The 19,157-nt window shown below is 71.1% G+C and carries 18 protein-coding genes; 9 read left to right on the top strand and 9 right to left on the bottom strand.

The features are described 5' to 3' along the window. The first annotated feature begins 315 nt into the window (after window positions 1–315). Window positions 316–3,429 (top strand): VCBS repeat-containing protein, encoded by a 3,114-nt coding sequence (locus V8690_RS22435; RefSeq protein ID WP_338781479.1) that lies wholly within the window; start codon window positions 316–318, stop codon window positions 3,427–3,429. Between the two features lie 127 nt (window positions 3,430–3,556). Here the strand turns inward: V8690_RS22435 and V8690_RS22430 are convergent, their stop codons facing one another. From V8690_RS22430 to V8690_RS22400, 7 genes are all read right to left on the bottom strand, one after another. Beyond that, on the bottom strand, window positions 3,557–3,979 hold the full coding sequence (locus V8690_RS22430) for a nuclear transport factor 2 family protein (protein WP_338781477.1): 423 nt from the start codon (window positions 3,977–3,979) through the stop codon (window positions 3,557–3,559). A gap of 5 nt (window positions 3,980–3,984) precedes the next feature. After that, window positions 3,985–4,791 (bottom strand): MBL fold metallo-hydrolase, encoded by an 807-nt coding sequence (locus tag V8690_RS22425; RefSeq protein WP_338781475.1) that lies wholly within the window; start codon window positions 4,789–4,791, stop codon window positions 3,985–3,987. A 26-nt stretch (window positions 4,792–4,817) separates the two neighbouring features. Continuing rightward, window positions 4,818–5,444, bottom strand: coding sequence for a DsbA family protein (locus tag V8690_RS22420; RefSeq protein ID WP_338785427.1), 627 nt, complete (start codon window positions 5,442–5,444; stop codon window positions 4,818–4,820). Between the two features lie 183 nt (window positions 5,445–5,627). Then, window positions 5,628–6,122, bottom strand: coding sequence for a MarR family transcriptional regulator (locus V8690_RS22415; RefSeq protein WP_338785425.1), 495 nt, complete (start codon window positions 6,120–6,122; stop codon window positions 5,628–5,630). Window positions 6,123–6,295: 173 nt separating this feature from the next. Next, the gene (locus tag V8690_RS22410) at window positions 6,296–6,673 is read right to left on the bottom strand and encodes a hypothetical protein (RefSeq protein WP_338781473.1); all 378 of its coding nucleotides are present in this window, start codon (window positions 6,671–6,673) and stop codon (window positions 6,296–6,298) included. Between the two features lie 44 nt (window positions 6,674–6,717). Further along, window positions 6,718–8,196 carry a HAMP domain-containing sensor histidine kinase gene (locus V8690_RS22405; RefSeq protein WP_338781471.1) on the bottom strand — a complete coding sequence of 493 codons (1,479 nt, stop codon included), beginning with the start codon at window positions 8,194–8,196 and terminating at the stop codon, window positions 6,718–6,720. Then, window positions 8,193–8,885, bottom strand: a complete 693-nt coding sequence (locus V8690_RS22400; RefSeq protein ID WP_338785424.1) for a response regulator transcription factor — start codon at window positions 8,883–8,885, stop codon at window positions 8,193–8,195. The genes V8690_RS22405 and V8690_RS22400 overlap by 4 nt, the downstream gene beginning before the upstream one ends. A gap of 603 nt (window positions 8,886–9,488) precedes the next feature. Between V8690_RS22400 and V8690_RS22395 the strand changes: the two genes are divergently transcribed. Then, window positions 9,489–9,905, top strand: a complete 417-nt coding sequence (locus V8690_RS22395) for a hypothetical protein (protein ID WP_338781470.1) — start codon at window positions 9,489–9,491, stop codon at window positions 9,903–9,905. Between the two features lie 19 nt (window positions 9,906–9,924). Here V8690_RS22395 and V8690_RS22390 read toward each other — a convergent pair whose 3' ends face one another. Both V8690_RS22390 and V8690_RS22385 read right to left on the bottom strand, forming a co-directional pair. Beyond that, a complete protein-coding gene (locus V8690_RS22390) occupies window positions 9,925–10,173 on the bottom strand; it encodes a LacI family DNA-binding transcriptional regulator (RefSeq protein ID WP_338781468.1) in 249 nt (82 codons plus the stop codon). Between the two features lie 227 nt (window positions 10,174–10,400). Next, a complete protein-coding gene (locus V8690_RS22385) occupies window positions 10,401–11,714 on the bottom strand; it encodes an MFS transporter (protein WP_338781466.1) in 1,314 nt (437 codons plus the stop codon). 595 nt (window positions 11,715–12,309) lie between these two features. Between V8690_RS22385 and V8690_RS22380 the strand changes: the two genes are divergently transcribed. From V8690_RS22380 to V8690_RS22350, 7 genes are all read left to right on the top strand, one after another. Beyond that, the gene (locus tag V8690_RS22380) at window positions 12,310–13,845 is read left to right on the top strand and encodes a fused MFS/spermidine synthase (RefSeq protein ID WP_338781465.1); all 1,536 of its coding nucleotides are present in this window, start codon (window positions 12,310–12,312) and stop codon (window positions 13,843–13,845) included. A 76-nt stretch (window positions 13,846–13,921) separates the two neighbouring features. Beyond that, window positions 13,922–14,371 (top strand): DUF5990 family protein, encoded by a 450-nt coding sequence (locus tag V8690_RS22375; RefSeq protein ID WP_338781463.1) that lies wholly within the window; start codon window positions 13,922–13,924, stop codon window positions 14,369–14,371. A 176-nt stretch (window positions 14,372–14,547) separates the two neighbouring features. Then, window positions 14,548–15,789, top strand: a complete 1,242-nt coding sequence (locus V8690_RS22370; RefSeq protein WP_338781461.1) for a PP2C family protein-serine/threonine phosphatase — start codon at window positions 14,548–14,550, stop codon at window positions 15,787–15,789. A gap of 444 nt (window positions 15,790–16,233) precedes the next feature. Beyond that, window positions 16,234–16,437, top strand: coding sequence for a cold-shock protein (locus V8690_RS22365; protein ID WP_338781459.1), 204 nt, complete (start codon window positions 16,234–16,236; stop codon window positions 16,435–16,437). A 198-nt stretch (window positions 16,438–16,635) separates the two neighbouring features. Next, window positions 16,636–18,126, top strand: coding sequence for a DEAD/DEAH box helicase (locus V8690_RS22360; RefSeq protein ID WP_338781457.1), 1,491 nt, complete (start codon window positions 16,636–16,638; stop codon window positions 18,124–18,126). 98 nt (window positions 18,127–18,224) lie between these two features. After that, window positions 18,225–18,521 carry a hypothetical protein gene (locus V8690_RS22355; RefSeq protein ID WP_338781455.1) on the top strand — a complete coding sequence of 99 codons (297 nt, stop codon included), beginning with the start codon at window positions 18,225–18,227 and terminating at the stop codon, window positions 18,519–18,521. Between the two features lie 46 nt (window positions 18,522–18,567). Next, window positions 18,568–18,879, top strand: coding sequence for an SCO5918 family protein (locus tag V8690_RS22350; RefSeq protein WP_338781453.1), 312 nt, complete (start codon window positions 18,568–18,570; stop codon window positions 18,877–18,879). Window positions 18,880–19,157 lie beyond the last annotated feature (278 nt).

Raw genomic sequence — 19,157 nt, 5'->3', positions numbered from 1 at the left:
ATGTGAATGTGCGCGTGACCTTGCCGCAACGGCCGTTCCGCTCCTCGGACACTCTCGCTGTTTGAGACGCCACGGGATCCTGGGCCGGGAATTCGCATCCGATGGTCTGCCGAATGGCGCTCCGCCCGCGCTTAGGCGTGCAGATCTCCAACCCGTTATTTTCCGCTCGGTAGTTCGCCGGTCCGGCAAGAGCAGGTCGGGGGCAAAGCCTGCCTCCCTTTCACCTGCGCGAGCATCGCCTCTCCGCCACCACCCCTGGTACGATTTCGGCCACTTGTGCGAGGGCGCGGACCCTCGCAGGGGAGGGAACATCACGTGGGCAGACACGCCCTGAGACGGGGCGGACTTGCCGCCGCCGTCTCCTCGCTCGCGGTCGCCGTCGCGGCCGCGTCCGTCGTCGTCCTGTCGGAGGGCGGCGGCTTTGCGGAAGCGGCCGAAGCCGGGACCACCGCGATCACGCTGGTCGACCCCAGCTCCACCACACCACGCACCGACCGCCCGTACGTCGCGGGCGACACCGGCTTCCTGCACCGGCAGACCGGCAGGACCGGACTGCTGTGGACCGACTACGCGACCGGCAAGACCGTGACCGTGGAGAACGCCGGCGGCGTCTACACCCCGGGCACCGGCTGCACGTCCATCGGCTCCGTGTGCCGTAACGCCTGGTACGGCTCGGACAGCGACCTGGTCGCCCTGCCGACCACGACCAGCGACGCGTACGCCACCCTCTGGGACCCGGCGACGGCCACGTCCAAGAAGGTGACCTGGAACGGCTCCGTCCAGTACGGCCAGGGCTACTACCGGGCCCTCGCCGGCGACACGATCGTCACCACCCACTCCCTGATCGACAAGGTCGACGGCGCGTGGCGCGTCCGCAAGGTCACCGGTGACGCGACGAGCGTGGGGAGCGAGGATGTCCTCGCGGCGGACTCCTCAGGCCTGTTCGTGAAGAACAGCACCTTCGGCTCGCTCCACTACATCGACATCGAGTCGGCCGTGAGCACCCAGGTCTTCCCGGGCGCCGACAACAGCCCGAGGTTCGTGATGAGCGCGGACCGCATCGGCTGGTACGACGACGGCCTCGCCGAGCTGCACCTGAAGTCCCGCACCGACCTCACCGCCGCCGAGCAGGTCGTCTCCCTGCCCTCGCACCCGGGCGCGCTCGACGGCCCTCCGGTCCTGATCGGCGACTGGCTGCTGCTGCCGCTGTCCTCGAGCTCGCTGGGCTCGAAGCTGCTCGCGGTCGACGTCAACGACCCGTCCGTGCAGCAGACCCTGCTGACGAGCGCCGGCGAGTACGCCCTGGCGGCCAGTGACGGCACCGCGCTGGTCACCGGCGGCACCGGCGCCACCGACTGGTGGGTGCAGCGGGTGAGCCAGGCCGAGGACGGCTCGCTGAAGCTGGAGAAGGTGTACCGGTCCCCGGCGGTGGAGAACGCCAAGACGGGCCTCGCGCTCAGCCGTGGCCGCCTGCGCGTCGCAGCGGACGACCCCGACACCGCCGCGCACCTCACGTCCGTGCGCACCCTCACCACCAACGGCTCCACCGAGCTGACGGCCTCGGACGCCACGGACAGCGGCAAGGTCTACAGCCCGGTATGCCCGTACGCCGACACCACTTGCGCGGCGCTGTGGGGGAACCTCGACGCCGAGGACGTCTACCTCGGCAACTACTACTACGACGCGGAGCTGAAGCAGGACCGGCTGGTCGCCATCGGCGGCCACGAGCTGGAGTTCGGCACCACGGGCGGCACGATCGTCGACGCCGGTGACGACTACGCCGTCTACAACTCCGGCGGCACCACCCCGGCGCAGTACGTCGGCGAGTTCGGCCAGGGCCAGAAGCTGAAGCGGTCGGTGCGCGCCGCGGCCCTGAACGGCTCCACCCTGTGGAGCGCCACCACCACCGCCGGCACGCTCACCTCGTACAGCATCCCGCTGGAGAAGACGCTCGCCACGGTGGCCGTCCCGGGCCTGGCCTGCGTGCCGAGCGAGCTCCAGGCGGCGGGCCGCTGGGTGTACTGGGCGTGCGGGACCGACTCGGCGGGCGTGTACGACACCAAGGCGGGTACGTCGACGGCGGTGACCCCGGGTGATGTCCTCCTCGGCGACGGCTTCACGGTCCGCCACGACCACGCCACCGGCACCCTGGTCCTCACCGAGGCGGCCACCGGCACCACCCGTACGATCGCCTCCGACCTGGCCGACAAGGGCCTGATGGCGGACCGCCGTTACCGCTGGACGGTCGACGAGTACACCGGCCTGGTCGCCTGGTTCGACGACTACGAGCGCACGCACGTCACCACGACGGGCATCGCCCCGTCCGCCGTGACGTCCTTCGAGACGTCGGCCAACGACTACGTGGACCCGAACGTGCCCTTCGAGGGCCACTGGGTGCTGTCCCGCCCGGTCACCTCCTGGTCTCTCACCTTCACCTCGGTCCAGAGCGGCGCGAACGGCAAGGCCACCCGCACGCTCACCGGCGGCGCGACCCCGGACCGGCTGAGCGCGACCTGGAACGGCAAGACGGCGAGCGGGAGTCACTTCCCCAACGGCCCCTTCACCTGGACCCTGAAGGCGACCGGCCTCGGCACCGCCGCGGCAGCCACTGTGACCAGCGGCAAGGGCTACCTGCAACGCGGCGCCGCCGTGCGCCACGACTTCGTCAGCCCCGACGGCCCGGACGGCCGCGGCGACCTGCTCACCCTCAACACCTCGGGCGGGCTGACCTTCCACAGCGGCACGGGGACGGGCAAGTTCGGCGACAAGTACACGGGCACCGGCTGGCCGACGACCATCACTGCGATCCCCTTCGGCGACCTCAGCGGCGACCGCTGCAACGACGTCCTCGTGCGCTACAGCAGCGGCGCGCTGCGGCTGTACAAGCCGGGCTGCGGGGCGGCGGTCAAGCCGTCGACGTCGTACACGACCCTCGCGACCAGCGGCTGGACGCAGTACAACGCCCTGACGTCGCCCGGCGACGTGAGCGGTGACGGCCGCCCGGACCTGATCGCGAGGAACTCCTCCACCGGAGCGGTCTACCTCTACAAGGGAACGAGCGACGGCAGGCTCGCCTCCCGCGTCAAGCTCTACGACAACTGGAAGGGCTACAAGAAGATCGTCGGCACCGGCGACATCACCAGCGACGGCAAGGCGGACCTCCTGGCCCAGGACACGTCCAACAACCTCTACCGCTACAACGGCAAGGGCGACGGCACGTTCGCGGCCCGCGTCAAGGTGCTGTCGAACTGGGGCGGCTCGTACAACACGGTCGTCGGCGTCGGCGACATCACGGACGACGGCAGGCCGGACCTGGTCTCCCGCGACACCAGCGGCAACGTGTGGCGCAACAGCGGGGACGGAAAGGGATCGTTCGGTCCGCGGGCGCAGATCGCGAGCGGCTGGAGCGGCTACAAGTCCCTTTCGTGACGAGTTCCTTTCGCAGGCGGTGAGTCACCCCTCCAAAGGCGCCCGGAGACTGATGTCACCGGGCGCCTTCGCCTTCGATCCGCGCGCTCGTCCCTGCTGCTCGGGGACGCCGAGCGGTCCGGGACGCCTAGCCGCGCATGGCGTCGCGGACGAGGGCGGTGTCGGTGAACTGTTCGAAGCGGACGATCAGGCCGCCGCGGACCACGAAGTGGTGGGCGACGCGCACGTCGATGGGCTTGCCGGTGGCCTTGTTGGTCGCGGTGTAGCGGGCGAGGACGACGACGTTCTCCCCCTCGACGACATAGGTGTCGTCGTGCGCGGTCCAGCCGTCCCACTCCTTGCCCAGCTGCTCCATGACGTGGGAGGTGACCCCTTCGGGGGTGCGATAGGTGCCGGCGAGAGGGAAGCCCGCCATCTCCTTCCACTCCACGTCCGGGGCGAGGGTGGCGCGCAGGGCCTCCAGGTCGCCGGCCGCGGAGGCCAGGTACTGGCGGCGGACCACGTCGGCCGGGGCCGGGGAGGTCGCGAAGTCGGTGTGCTCGTACGGCATGACGCTCAGCCCCACTGCATCTCGCCCTTGGCGACCTTCGCCCCGATCTGGGCGGCGATCAGCATGCCGTTGGCGGGGTAACGCTTGATCAGCGCCTCGGTCAGCGCGGCGCCGTCGGCCGCCTTGCCGAGCTCCTCCTCGAAGGCGACGAGGTAGTCGCGGGTGGCGGTGATGGCCGAGGCGTCGGCCGCCGTGCCGGGCAGGCGGTGGCCGGGGACGACCAGCTGCGGGTCGAGGGCGGCCATCTCGTCCAGGAGGTCGATCCAGGCGGAGCGGTCGTCGGGGGTGGGGGTGTCGGCGACCCAGACGTGCTCCTGCTGGAAGAGCAGGACGCCTCCGAGGAGGGCACGGTGCTCGGCCTGCCACAGGTAGTGGCGGTCGGGCAGGCCGGCCGGACCGCCCTTGAGCTCGAAGCGGTGGCCTTCGAGGGTGAGGTCGCCGGTCAGCGGGGTGAGGCCGACCAGGCGGGTGGGCAGGTTCGGGCCGAGGACCGCCCATGCCTTGAGCTTGCCCTCGTAGGAGTGCTGGATGTGCTCGATGACGATCGGGGTGGCGACGAAGGCGGCGTCGGGGAAGGCGTCGGCGAGGACCTCGGCGCCGAAGTAGAAGTCGGGGTCGCCGTGGCTGACGAAGACGGTGGTCAGCTTCTTGCCGGAGTCGAGGATCTCGGCGGCGAGGCGGTGGCCGTCGGCGCGGGTGAAGCCGGCGTCGACCAGCAGCGCCTGATGCTCACCGGTGACGAGCGTGGCGGTCTTGTTCTTGCTGCCGGCCGGGAAGTCGAGGTCGAGGACCTTGAAGGAGAGGGTGCTCATGCGGGGTCTCCTGGAGGGGGTGGAATTCAGTGGGTGGGGGCGGTGCTCAGGTCGGCCAGTCGCCGGTCGATCTCGTCGGCGGTGGCGTGGCCATGGGCCAGGGCGGCGGCTCGGTCGCCGTCGACGGCGAGCAGCGTGGGGAAGCCGGTGACACCCAGCTCGGCACAGCGGCGGAAGTCGTCCGCCGCCGCGTTTTGCGCCTCGGGCGCGTCGAAGGCGGCGACGACGGCGTCGGCGTCCAGACGGGCCTCCTCGGCGACCTTCCGGTAGGTCGCGGGGTCGGAGAGGCTGAGGCCGTCGACGTAGAAGGCCCGCTGGAGGGCGGCGGCCAGTTCCGCCGCGCGGTCGGGGGCCGCCCGGCGCAGGGCGACGACGCCGCGCGCGGCGGCCTCGGAGTCCATCACGAACGACCCGTCGGCGATCAGCCGCTCGTAGCCCTCGCCGAACTCGGCGCCGGTCCGCTCGGCGATCTGGGCGTTGGCGCCCTGTACGTAGCCGAACTCGCGGATGGGCACCCGGCGTGGCCCGGTGAACAGACCGCCGGAGACCACCTCGACCGGCAGCGCGGGATGTCGGGAGACGACCTCGCGCAGAGTTCCGGAGAATCCGTGCGACCAGCCGCAGTAGGCGTCGAAGACGTAGACGAGCTTCATCGGAGGTCCGAGCTTCATCGAAGGTCCCAGCAAAGGTGTGGCGCCCGCCGAAATGCGAGCGATTCACCTGAGAAAACAGTAACTGACTGCTCAGATATTTCTCTGCTGGTGTGACGCCTGTAACACCCAGCCTTGCGGTGAGTCCATAAGCGAAGCCGCACGCCCACAGCCCGGAGGGACCGTTCAGGGCAGGCGGGGCAGCTCGTCCCGTGCGGAGTGGCTCAGGATCCGCAGGTCCTCGGCGAACCGCTCCCGGTCCTCGGGCGGCAGCGGCGCCAGGAAGTAACGCCGGATGTTCTCCACGTGCACCTGGGACGCCCGCACAGTGGTCTCCTCCCCCAGCCGGGTCAGCCGCACCAGCCGACCACGCCTGTCACCGGGATCCTCGGCGCGCTCCACCAGCCCGGCCGCCTCCATCCGGTCCACCAGACGCGTCGCCCCGCCCGTGGTCAGCACCTGCTCCTGGGCGATGGCCCGCATCGACAGCCCGGGATCGCCCGCCCGCCCGAGGATGAGCAGCACCTCGAACATCAGATGGCTGATGCCGCACTCCAGCTCCAGCGACCGCCCGAGGATGTACTCCAGCCGGTTCGCCGCCCCCTGCAACCGCCCGAACGCCAGCACCAGCGCATTGTCCGCGGCCTCCTTCGGCGACGAGATCTCCGCCGGCTCTTCCACGTTCCCACCGCCCGACTGGTCCTCCACACCATGCATCCACCGATCATGCCTCGTGCGGCCCCGGGCGCTCACTGCCGGAACACGTCGGTCACGGCTGCCGCCGCCGGTGCGGAGGGCGGGTCCAGGGTCCGTGCCGGAGTCGATCCGGCACGGACCCTGGGCGTTTTCCGGCCTCAGGCGCACGCGCTGCGGACCCCGGCCAGGTCCTTCTCCCGCTGCTGGAGTGTCGGTACGAGGGACTTGCGGAAGGCCAGTTGGTCCTCGAGGTACTTCGCGACCGCACTCTCGCCGGCGGCCTTCGCCGCGTCGGCCCGCCTCTCGAGCTTGGCGATGGAGCCCTTCCCCGATCCTTCCAGCCGCTTGAGCTTCTTCTCGATCCGCTGCTCCATCTTCGGAGCGCGCTTGCACAACTTGTTGGTGCCGTGCTTTCCGGCCGTGGCGGCGGGCTTGTGCGACGGGGACGCGCCGGCGTTCTCCGCCACGGCGGTGCCCGCGACGCCCAGTAGGGCAGCCACCGTTACGCCGATGACGACGGTCTTCCTGGCTCGCATGAGGTGTTCCTTCCTGTGAGGCACGGTGCCTGACACGGAGGAAGCTAGGAGCCTTCTTTGTGGGAACCTTGTGACGTCCCGGGCGCCGGGAGCCAGCCTCTGCGCGGCGGCGGAAGCGTGTGGTCCGCCCTCGTCGGAAGGCGCACCTCGAACCGTGTGCCGCGCCGCCCGTCCGGGCGGTCCCCGACCCTGACGCCGCCCTGGTGCAGCGCGATCTGCTGGGCGACGAGGGTGAGCCCCAGCCCCGACCCGGGGCTGTCCGGACGGCGGTGGAAACGCTGGAACACGGCATCCCGCTGTTCGGGCGGGATACCCGGCCCCCGGTCGTCCACGGTGAGCACGGCCTCCTGCCCGTCCCGGCGCAGGGTCACCTCGATACGGGCCCGCTCGTCCTCGGAGCGCCCATGGGCGCAGGCGTTGGCCAGCAGGTTGTCCACCGCGGATCGCAGCCCCTGCTCCCAGCCGTGTGTCCACAGACCCGGGGAGCCGGCCACGGTCACCTCCGCGTCCGGATGCCGGCGGCGCAGGTCGGCGACCGAGGCGTCCACGACCTCCGCCAGATCGACCGGGCCGAGCGCGTCCGCCTCGACCAGATCGCCCCGGGCCAGCGCCCGGAGCATCACCAGCAGCCCCAGCAGCCGGGTGTGTTCGCGCCGCAGGTCCGCCAGCACCTCGGTGCGGTCCGGTTCCGCCAGGTCCGGGTGTTCGCTGAGGATGTCCAGGTTGGTCCGCATGCTCATCAGCGGGGTGCGCAGCTCGTGCGAGGCGGCGGCCGAGAACGAGCGGGCCACCTCCAGCGCCTGAGCGGTGCGGGCGGTCTGCTGGTCGTAGCGGACGAGCACGGTACGGATCGTCCGGGCCAGGTCGTCCACCTCGGCGATCCCGGTCGGGGTGTGATCGAGGCGCGTGGCGCTGCTCCTGGGGTCGAGGCCGCTGGTACGGCGCTGAAGCCGCCGCAGCGGTCGTACGGCGCCGGCGGCCGCCGCCCAGGCCACGGCCCCGGTGAGCGGAGCGGCGAGCAGCGCCACGGTCAGCATCCGCCCGCGCACCAGTCGGATCTGCGCCCGGTTCGCGGTGTCCGGGGAGAACAGCCACAGGGTGCCGTCCACCGCCGGCCGGTGGACGGACACCGGCTCCGACAGCACCCGCCAACTGCCCTCGCCGGCCGCGCGTACGGTGACGGGTGTCGTGGCGTTCGGCGGCAGCGGCACGGACGCGTCCGGCTGGGGGCCGCCGGCGGTCACCGTGCCGGCGGGGCCCGTCAGCCGTACGCCCACGTCGAGCGCGGCCGCGAACATCCGCCGTTCACGGGCGTGTTCGACGGACGGCGGCCTGCCCGACGCGGTGGCCCGCAGCAGCGCCTTGGCGTCCGGGGCGAGGGCGGCGGCCCGATCGCTCAGCCGGGCGTCCTGCTGCTGGTACAGGTCCTTGGTGACCAGTCCCAGCAGCAACAGGCCGGACGCCAGTACCAGCAGCGGTACGGTGACGCCGACGGCGATCGCGATCCGCGTGGACAGCCTCACGACAGTGTGTTCCGGGGCTCGCGAAGGACGAAGCCGACCCCGCGCACGGTGTGCAGCATCCGGGGGCGGCCACCTGCCTCCAGCTTGCGGCGCAGGTAGCTGACGAAGGTGTCCACCGCGTCGGTGCGCACCTCGAAGTCGTAGCCCCACACCAGGTCCAGCAGCTGGTCCCGGGTCAGTACGATCCCGGTGTTGCGGGCCAGCACCTCCAGCAGCTCGAACTCGCGCCGCGTGAGCTTCAGCGGTTCGCCGTCGATGTGCGCCTCGCGCGCGGCCGGTGCCAGGACCAGCGGTCCGACCCGCACCCGGTCGTCGGCGGCGGGCGGCCGGCGGCGCAGCAGCGCGCCCAGCCGCAGCACCAGCTCCTGGAGGGCGAAGGGCTTGACGAGATAGTCGTCACCGCCCGCCTGGAGTCCGGCGACCCGGTCGGAGACCTCGTCGAGGGCGGAGAGCATCAGCACGGGCACGTCGTTGTCGTCTTCCCGCAGTGTGCGGCACACGTCGATGCCGCTCAGGCCGGGCATGGAGATGTCCAGCACCACCACGTCCGGCGACCCGGCACCGACCGCTTCCAGTGCCGCGCGGCCGCTGTCGGCCAGTACGACGGAGAAGCCGTTCAGCCGCAGGCCCAGCTCCAGCGAGCGCCGGATGGCGGCGTCGTCGTCGACGACCAGCACACGACCGTTCACCGCGTTCACGGCTGCGATGCTACGACTCCCGCTCACGACCACCGCTCGGCCGCGGAGCACCGCAGGAGCGGGAACGGCCGGAACGGATGCCCGCCCCTCGTGATCGCGGGGCGACCGGAGTACAGCCGCCCGTGTCCCCAACTCGACTACCGCACGGTCGAGTTGCGTGTCCGTACCGATTCCTGTCGGAACCAGCGGAGGCAGGCGGGCCGAGCGCCGGGACGGTCCTCGGCCGAACCACAACTCTTGCCCATCGCTTACCTGGGACCAGGGGTGTCCGCGGGGTGAAGAGCCCCCGGTCTCCTGGACGCGTGCCGCCCCGGCGCCACGGTTCTCCCGAAGGCGGGCCGACGCCGCACAGCCCCTCAGCGCGGCAGGCGCCAGGTGTGGACGTGTTCCCAGGTGAGGGTCTGCCACCAGCGGCCCGACCAGTCGTCGCTGCGGGTGCGGTGACCCCGGGATGCCGCAGCACCTCGGTCACCCAGGCGCCGGCCGTCTCCCGGTCGCGCCGGTCAGACAGCCGGAGGTCGCCGTCGTGGCCGGGGTGTCGGCGAACTGCCCGCCGAGCACGGCGTAGGGCTCGTTCTTGCCCACGGCTACCGGGTGGTCACCGCGACCGGGTCGGGTCGGTTCGAGGCGGACGACGAGGTCCGGGCCCTGGAGACCCTCGTGATGCTGCGGGTCGAGGCACTGGTCGTGTGCAGCGGGCTGCTGCCCAGTGAGCGGATCCTGCCGTTCGCCGCGCGGCTGCCGACCGTGGTGGCGGGACGCCCGGAGACCCATCCCAGCATCACCAGCGTGTGCTGCGACGAGGACGGGGGCGGCACCGCTCTGGCGGACCACCTCGCGGAGCTGGGTCACCGCGAGGTCGCGGTGATCACGGTGCCGACGAGCAGTGGCTTCCTCACCGGAGCCGGATCCTCCGCAGGCGGTGAGGGTGAGGGCGCCGACGGTCAACAGGCAGGCGGAACCTGTCCGTCACCGGCTACGACGGAATCGGCGACCTGGCGACGCCCCTGATCGGGCTGACGCACTGGCGTCAGCCGAAGGCGGCGCGCTCCTGCATCGCCGTGAGCAGGTGGCCGTAGAAGGGGGTCGCGGCGTCACGTACGAACGCCCCGACGGTGTACGTACGGTGGGCCACCATGGCCCGCGCCGACGCGTTGACGACGTAGCCCAGGTCCCGCGCGGCCTCCAGGACCCGCTGCCGGGTCTCCTCCCCCACGCTGCCGCGCCCCGAGACGACGCGGGACACCACCGACTTGGACACGCCGGCCTGCCGTGCCACATCTATGATCGTCGGATTCCGCGGCCGGTCAGTCATCGAGTACGCCCTCCCGCGCGAGTACGGCCTCGGCCGGCGAGCCTGTCCAGGCCGCAGGTGTCCCGGCGGGCCGGGTACGGGGCTGCCGGTTCGAGCCCGGTGCGTCGGGGGCTGCGGCGAGGGCGGTCGGCACTGCACCGGGCAACGCGAGGGTGCCGTCGGGGTCCCGGACGGCCGGATAGCGGGCCTCATCACCTCGCCGGGCGGGCGTCCTCCGTCCTGTGCGCGAGGTCCGGAAGCTCCCGTCCCAGGCGTGCGAGCGGGGACAGGGCCATCAGCACGGGGGACAGCATCATGCCCGCGGCCGTCACCAGGAGGCTGGTGCGCAAGCCCCACTCCCCCGCGAGGAATCCGCCGAGCAGCGAGCCGAGCGGGGCCATCCCCATGCCGACGAAGGTGATCGTGGCGGCCCCACGGCCTTGCATCCCGTCCGGAGTGACGGCCTGCCGGACGGCCATGACCGTGACGTTCACCAACTGGCCGCCGGTCCCGAACACGAAGCCGACCGCGAGGAGCACGGGAACCGTCACCGCGGCGGAGCCGTGCAGCGCGGGCACACACAGGAACGCGCCGTCGCCGAGTGCCGCCGCGGACACGAGCACCGCGCCATGCCCGAACCGGCTCGGCAGGCGGGCGGCCAGCACCGAGCCCAGGAGCGCGCCCGGCCCCGTCGCCGCGAGCGCCAGCCCGACGGCGGTGCCCGACAGGTGCAACTCCCGCGGCAGGAAGAGCAGGTAGACGGTCATCATGGCCGCGAAGGAGAACTGGAAGGCGGCCGAGGCGAGGCACACGGTCCGCAGCGAGGTGTCGCCGATGACCAAACGGAGGCCCTCGTGGATCCGCCGCCAGACCCGAGGAGGACGTTCCGGGCTCTTCGGGATCGATTCGGTCCGGCGGATCCGTCGGATCGACAGGAACGACAGCGCGAAGAACAGCGCGCCGGAGGCGGCGGCGATCGGCGCCGACAGCAGGGACACCAACGCGCCGCCGAGGGCGGGACCGCCGATCTGGGCAGCGGACCGGCTGCCCTCGAGCGCGCTGTTGCCCCGCACCAGCTGATCGCGTCTCACCAGCCGTACGAGAGACGCCTGGTATGCCACGTCGAAGAACACGGACAGGGCGCCGACGGCGAAGGCGAGAACGAGCAGCGCCGGCAGGCCGAGCCAGCCGAGGAGGCCGGCCAGGGCGGCGGCGCCCAGCGCCAGGGTGCGGCCGGCGTCCGTCAGCACCATCACCGTGCGGGTCCGCCACCTGTCCACCCACGCGCCGACGAAGAGCGAGAGCAGCAGGATCGGCGCCTGCCCCACCGCGCGCAGGACGCCCAACTCGCCGGCACCGGCGTTGAGCGTCAGGACGGCGAAGAGCGGCAGCACCACCAGGCTTGCGTGTTCGCCGAGTTGGGAGGCCGTCTGACCCACCCAGAGTCTGCGGAAGTCGCCGTCCCGCCACAGGCTCGACGGAACAGGGCGACCGGAATCGGATACGGCGGAGGAAGCGGACGGCACGGGGACCCCTTGGTTGCCGGCAACGAGGCCCGTCCCCCGGCGCACGACAGACGCACCGGCGGTTCAGGGCGGAGAAGGCTCGCTGTGCCGCAACATCAAGGGCAGCACGCGATGACAGGCCGCTCAGGGCCTACGACGTCAACGCGCGCTCGGACGACCGACCATGTCTCAGCTCCTCGTGGGTCACTGGCTGCTCTCGAACACTAGCCTCCGGCGGCCGGACGTGAAAGACCACGCTGATCGGGCGGGCGCGACGATCACCCCGGGACTGTGTTGTGGCGTGGAGGCCGGGTCGGTCAGACCTCGGCCGGCAGTTCGGCCCGGACGGCGGAGTCCTGTTCGGGCGGCACGTCCTTGCCGCCCCGGCGTCAGCTCACGGTCGTCCGGCCCTGCTGGAGCAGTTCGAGGATGGGCGCCGACCAGATCGCGCCCAGCGGATCGGCGATGCGCGGCGCGGTTGAACCCCCCGTGATCGACGATCGTCAGGAAGTGCTCCGGATGTCTGGTGTCCACGCATCCTCCTCCTGCCCGGGACTCCAAGTCCGGAGCACGTTTCCCACGTTCGGTCGATGAGTCCCGTGCAAGGATGTCGCCCGTGACCGGATCGTCTTCCTCGCCTGTCGCCGAGGGCACGCCTCACAACGACGGCCTGGGTCCCCGTACCGCCGCGATGCTCGTGTTCGGGTCCTCGGCCGCGGTCCTGGTGGTCGAGATCGTCGCTCTGCGGCTGCTGGCTCCCTATCTCGGCCTCACCCTCGAGACCAGCACCATGGTGATCGGCATCGCCCTCACCGCGATCGCCGTCGGCTCCTGGCTGGGTGGGCGCGTCGCCGACCAGGTCGATCCACGCCGGCTCCTAGGACCCTCGCTCGGGGTGTCGGGAGCGGTCGTGGCGCTCACCCCCGCCGTGCTGCGCGGCACCGCGGAGTGGGCGCCGGCGCTGCTCCTGCTGATCGCGTCCATGACCATCCTCGTGCCGGGCGCGCTGCTCTCGGCGGTGACGCCGATCGTGACCAAGCTGCGTCTCACCAGCCTCGCCGAGACCGGAACGGTCGTCGGACGGCTGTCCGGCGTCGGGACCGTGGGCGCCATCGTCGGCACCGTCGTCACCGGCTTCGTCCTCGTATCGCGGTTGCCGGTCAGCGGCATACTGATCGGCCTCGGCACACTGCTGGTGCTCGGCTCGGCGCTGGTCGAGTGGCGAACGCGCGGGTGGAGCGGCACCCCTGCCCTGGCACTCGTGGTCGTGGCCGGCGGTTTCGCCACCACGGTCGCGCCCGGTGGCTGCGACACGGAGACCAGGTACCACTGCGCACGCGTGGTCGCGGACCCCGGCCGGGACAGCGGCCGCACACTCGTCCTGGACGGCCTGCGGCACTCCTACGTCGACCTCGACGACCCGACCTTCCTGGAGTTCACGTATGTGCGCGCCATCGCGTCGGTGGTCGATGCGGCCTTTCCCGAGGGTGAGCCACTCGCCGCCCACCACCTGGGCGGCGGCGGGCTCACCTTTCCCCGCTACCTCGCGGCCACGCGGCCCGGGACGCGCAGCCTGGTGTCCGAGATCGACAGCGGGGTCGTGCGCATCGACCGCGACCAACTCGGTCTGCGACCGGAAGCCGGTATCGACGTACGCGTCGAGGACGGCAGGCTCGGCCTGCGGCGACTGGAGGCCGGCAGCCGTGACCTCGTAGTCGGCGACGCCTTCGGTGGCGTCAGCGTGCCGTGGCACCTCACCACGGTGGAAGCGATGACGGACGTACGGCGGGTGCTCGACGAGGACGGCCTGTACGTCGCCAACCTCATCGATCACGGTGGTCTGGCGTTCGCACGTGCCGAAGTGGCCACCCTCAGCGAGATCTTCGAGCACGTCGCCCTCGTCGGCGAACCCACCGACATCGGCCTCGACCCGACCGCCACCCCCCAGGGCGGCAATCTGGTGGTGATCGCCGCCGCCCGGCCGATCGACCTACGCGCGACCCGGAGAGCGCTGGACACCCGGCAGACCGGCTGGAAGATCGCCACCGGCGACACCCTCACGTCCTGGATCGGCGACGCCCAGCTGCTCACCGACGACCACGCACCCGTCGACCAGCTCCTCCAGCCCTACAGCCCGCAGAGCAGCCGGTGACAGGACACACGTCGACCAACCGCCCCCGTACGAGGCCGGCTTACCTCCGCGCGGACGACGCCGGGACGATGGAGGCATGATGGCCGCCATGCGCATCCGCATCGACGCCGTCGACCTGCCCGGCAAACTCCCCGCGTACGGCAACCTCCACGTCGCCGTGCAACGCCGCGACCGTCCGGCCGAACTCCTCGCACCACAGCCCGGCGACGCACCGTCCGCGACCTGGACCCTGGAGTGCACCACGAGCACCTCGCCGACCGGCACCGAGATCAAAGGCCCCTACGTGCAGGACCGCCTGGGCCGACGGTTCATCTACCTGTCGTGGTGCACGGCCGACGAGTCGGGCACCTTCACGATGTTCCGCCGCGCCAAGCTGATGCTCGACACCATCTCCGCCGACGTACTCACCACCGCCGCACGCGACGGCCTCCTGCTCGGACGCCTCGGCCTGACCGCCCCACAGGGCGGACCCCTGTGCGCACGCGTCGAGCCCCCTCTCATCACCTGGACCGCCGCACGCGCGTGAGGAAGGCTCCGAGTCGGCAGCCTGGGCGCACGGCGTCGTGCCACAGCGCACCAATGGCCCGCCCCGACGTGCCTGGCGGGCCCGAGTCGCTTAGCGTCGTCGTGCGTACCCGCGCAGGCCGCGCCGAGGCGATGGAGAGGGACGTTCATGGCAGTGGTGATGACCTTCGTGTGGCGATGACGGGCGGTGGGCGGAAGCCGGACGGGATCGGGGTGGACCGGTCGGAGGGGTTCGGCGAACGACTTCTGGGGGTGCTGCTGGACCGGGCCCACGAGATGCCGCCGGACCTGATCGCCCCACTCGTCGCGGAAGAGGTCGCCAGGGTCGGGGGGCGGGAGGTCTCCATCCTCCTCCAGGACTACGAACAGGTGCTGCTGGTCCCGCTGCGGGGCCGGATGCTGAAGGTCGGCGGGCCGGAGGCGGTCGAGGACTCCCCCGCCGGTGAGGCGTTCCTGAGCCGCAGAACGGTGGAGGTGCCGCGGGACGGCAGTGTGCGGATGTACCTGCCGCTGCTGGACGGCAGCGACCAGATCGGGGCGATGGCCGTCACCCTGGACACCGTCGATGACGACGACCGGCGGCTGCTCCGCAGACTCGCCGGTCTGGTCGCGGACATGATCGTCACCAAGGACGCCTACACCGACCAGTTCTTCCAGGCCCGCCGCAGCGCCCCGATGAGCCTGGCCGCGGAGATCCAGTGGTCGTTGCTGCCCCCGCTGTCGATGGCCGTTCCACAGGTCGAGGTGGCCGGAATCCTGGAGCCCGCCTACGACGTTGCCGGCGACAGCTTCGACTACGCCCTCAACGGCGACATCCTGCACGTGGCCATGCTCGACGCGATGGGCCACGGACTGGACGCGGCGACCATGGCGACGGTGGCCGTCGGTGCCTATCGGCACACGCGACGGGCCCACACCGACCTGTCCCAGGTGTACGCGTTCATGGACAGGGCCATCAACGAGCAATTCGGCCAGGACCACTTCGTCACCGCGCAGATGATGGTGCTGAACATCGCCACGGGCCGGCTGCACTGGGTCAACGCCGGTCACCCGGCTCCGCTCCTGATCCGTGACCGCGCCGTGGTGGACCGGCTGGAGAGCCCGACCACGTTGCCGGTCGGCTTCGGCGGAGAGGAGCCGGTGGTCAGCGAGCGGATGCTGCGCCCCGGTGACCGGTTGCTGTGCTTCACCGACGGCCTGATCGAGGAGCGCCAGAGCGGCGGGGAACAGTTCGGTGAGGAGCAGCTCATCGAGTGGACCAACCGGATCCTCCAGGACCGCACCGAAGTACGGGCGGTGGTGCGAGCGCTCTCCCACGCCCTGAAACACGGTCGTGGCGGCACCACGACCGACGACGCGACCATCTTCCTCGTCGAGTGGCGAGGCGGCGACGCCGATCATCTCGCCACCCTCGACTGATCTCCGGGCACACGCCCGGCTCCGCCAGCGTGCCCGCACGCTCACCTCGCAGGTCACCCGTATGCCGATGTGACCTTCATCGCGATCGTGGCGTCCGGGCGCGTTCGCCGTCGTCCCGTCCGCTGATGCGACGGCGGCGGCGCACGGCACATCAGGGGAGGTCATGGCGCTGCGGCCGGCAGCACCGACAGGAACCGTGCATCCGCACCGGACCAATATCTGTTTTTGCGAGATGAGAAATTGGCGCGGCACACGGCGAGTATTCCTCGACCAGCGGACGGGGCGGAATTATCGGGCCGCACACGGCCGGTCGCGCCATGCTACTGTCGATCTCAGTTGCAGGTGTGGTTGCCAGAAGGTTCATTTTCCTACGGGGTAATCAGCACGGCGACGCGGAATCCGCACAGGGCGAATTCCGAACATCGTCTCCGAAGGAGAATTGACATGGCTACTGGTACCGTGAAGTGGTTCAACGCGGAAAAGGGCTTCGGCTTCATCGAGCAGGACGGCGGCGGCGCCGACGTCTTCGCCCACTACTCGAACATCTCCGCCCAGGGCTTCCGTGAGCTGCTGGAAGGCCAGAAGGTGTCCTTCGACATCGCTCAGGGCCAGAAGGGCCCGACGGCCGAGAACATCGTTCTCGTCTGACATCACGGCAGCAACGCATATTTCGCAGCTGGGGCCCGCACCTTGGGGTGCGGGCCCCAGCTCGCTGCTTTTCAGGGCGCATGGCAGCAAAGCCGCGCCCAACATCTCAGGCTCGTTCTCGCGATTCTCTGCGCCGTTCATTTTGCTGCGGAAATTCCTTGCTACGTGCCTACCAGCTCACATCGAGGAAGGTTCCGCTTGAACCGCGCACGCACCGCCCGCCCGACCCGCACCTACGACCGCTCCCGGGGTGCCGCCGCCAAGGGCTCGGGGGCTCCGCGGCGCTCCAAGGGCTACGAGCGCCGGCCGGCCGCACTCCAGGGGGAGTTCGCGCTGCCGGTGACGACCACGCCCGCGCTGCCCGCCGTCGAGGCGTTCGCCGATCTCGACCTGCCGGCGCCGTTGCTGGCCGCGCTCGGCCACGAGGGCGTGACCGTACCGTTCCCCATCCAGGGGGCGACCCTGCCGAACTCCCTCGCCGGGCGTGACGTGCTCGGCCGCGGCCGTACCGGCTCGGGCAAGACCCTGGCCTTCGGCCTCGCCCTGCTGGCCCGTACAGCGGGCCGTCGCGCGGCGGCACGGCAGCCGCTCGCCCTGGTCCTCGTCCCCACCCGCGAGCTCGCCCAGCAGGTGACCGACGCGCTCACCCCGTACGCCCGCTCCGTCCGGCTGAAGCTGGCCACCGTGGTCGGCGGCATGTCGATCGGCCGGCAGGCCGGTGCGCTGCGGACCGGGGCCGAGGTCGTCGTCGCGACGCCGGGTCGGCTCAAGGACCTCATCGACCGCGGCGACTGTCGGCTGGACGACGTCGCCATCACCGTCCTGGACGAGGCCGACCAGATGGCCGACATGGGCTTCATGCCCCAGGTCACCGCCCTGCTCGACCAGGTGCGCCCCGAGGGGCAGCGGATGCTGTTCTCGGCCACCCTGGACCGCAACGTCGACCTGCTCGTGCGCCGCTATCTGACGGACCCGGTGGTCCACTCCGTCGACCCGTCGGCGGGTGCGGTCACCACGATGGAGCACCACGTGCTCCACGTGCACGAAGCGGACAAGCACCGCACCACGACCGAGATCGCGGCGCGGGACGGCCGGGTGATCATGTTCCTGGACACCAAGCGCGCCGTGGACCGGCTGACCGAGCACCTGCTGAACAACGGCGTCCGCGCCGCTGCTCTGCACGGCGGCAAGTCCCAGCCCCAGCGCACGCGGACCCTCGCCCAGTTCAAGACCGGCCATGTGACGGTGCTGGTGGCGACCAACGTCGCGGCCCGCGGCATCCACGTCGACAACCTCGACCTGGTCGTCAACGTGGACCCGCCCACCGACCACAAGGACTACCTGCACCGCGGCGGCCGTACGGCCCGCGCCGGCGAGTCCGGCAGCGTCGTCACGCTCGTGACCCCCGGCCAGCGCCGCGGCATGACCCGGCTGATGGCTTCGGCCGCGATCACCCCCCAGGTCACCCCGGTGCGTTCGGGTGAGGCGGAACTGAGCCGGATCACCGGTGCCCGGACGCCGTCCGGTGTCCCTGTCGTCATCACCGCACCGGCTCCTGCTCCCCGCCGTGCCACGTCTTCCGGGGCCCCCTCGTCCCGGGGCCGCCGGAACCGCCCCGCCCAGGGGCGCCCCACCGGACAGGCCGGGCGGCGCAGGGGACAGCGGTCCGCCTTCGACCCGGCGGCCTAGTGCTGTTGGCGTCGATCCTCAGCTCACCCATCTCCGAGGAGGCAGCTTTGACACCGGTTCAGACGCAGTGCCGGCAGGCGGATCGCTCCCCTGTGTCCATGGTCGACGCCATGGACGTGTCCGGCCCCCGGGTCCGGGACGACATGACCGTCGAGGTGGCCCTGTCCGTCATGGCCGGTGCCCGTGTCGAGTACCTCCTCCTGTGCGACGGGGACGACCAGTGCACGGGTTCGATCACCCGGGCCGAACTCGTCGTCCACCGCGGCAGTTCCACGTACACGGACCGGACCCGGCTGCGGGACGTCCTCGACGGACCGTTCGCCTCGCCCGTCCCCCGGCTCGCCGCCGTCGGTGAGCACGGCCGGGCCCCGGGCGTCCTCGCCCTCTCCACCTGATCCACCTCGCCCGGTCAGCCGTTCTCCTTCTCCCCGTGGGGGCATCATGCGCTGTGTCATCGCCCGGTACCCGTTCGACCTGACCAAGAGCGGGGTGCTGGCCTCGATGAAGGGCGTCACGCCCGAGATCGTCACGGGTGAGTCCGTGACCATCGGCCGCCGTCGCTACCCCGTCAAGCAGGTGGGCCAGGTCATCACCCGACAGGACCGCCGCGACTTCACCGGCAGCGAGGTCATCCGGGCCATGACCCGCCTCGGCTTCACCTGCCACGACCACCCCGAGGCCGCGCGCGTGCGCGTCCCCACTCCGGTCCAGACCGCGTCGGCACTGCTCGGCGCCGCACCCCTGGACGCATGAGGACGGGCGGACGACCGCCCACCCCGATCCCGATGAGGGCCCTGCCGACGCGCGTCGGCAGGGCCCTCGTCGTCGTCTCGACGTCCCTGCAGGGCACAGCCGACGTCCTTGTAGGGCGCAGTCAATCTGCGCCACCGGAGAACAGAAATCTACTCTTGTCAGAGTAGACATTGGGATCCGGCGCGGCTAGCATTCTTCTCGTTGAAAGGGATCACGTAGCAGAGAAGGACGGAGGAGCAGACGCCATCAGGATCGCCCGGCCCGAGCAGCGCTCGGCC

Origin of the sequence: Streptomyces sp. DG1A-41 (assembly GCF_037055355.1) — a bacterium.
Classification (GTDB): domain Bacteria; phylum Actinomycetota; class Actinomycetes; order Streptomycetales; family Streptomycetaceae; genus Streptomyces.
The sequence above is the reverse complement of the archived record's forward strand: the minus strand, read 5'-3'. Positions and strand labels throughout refer to the sequence as shown.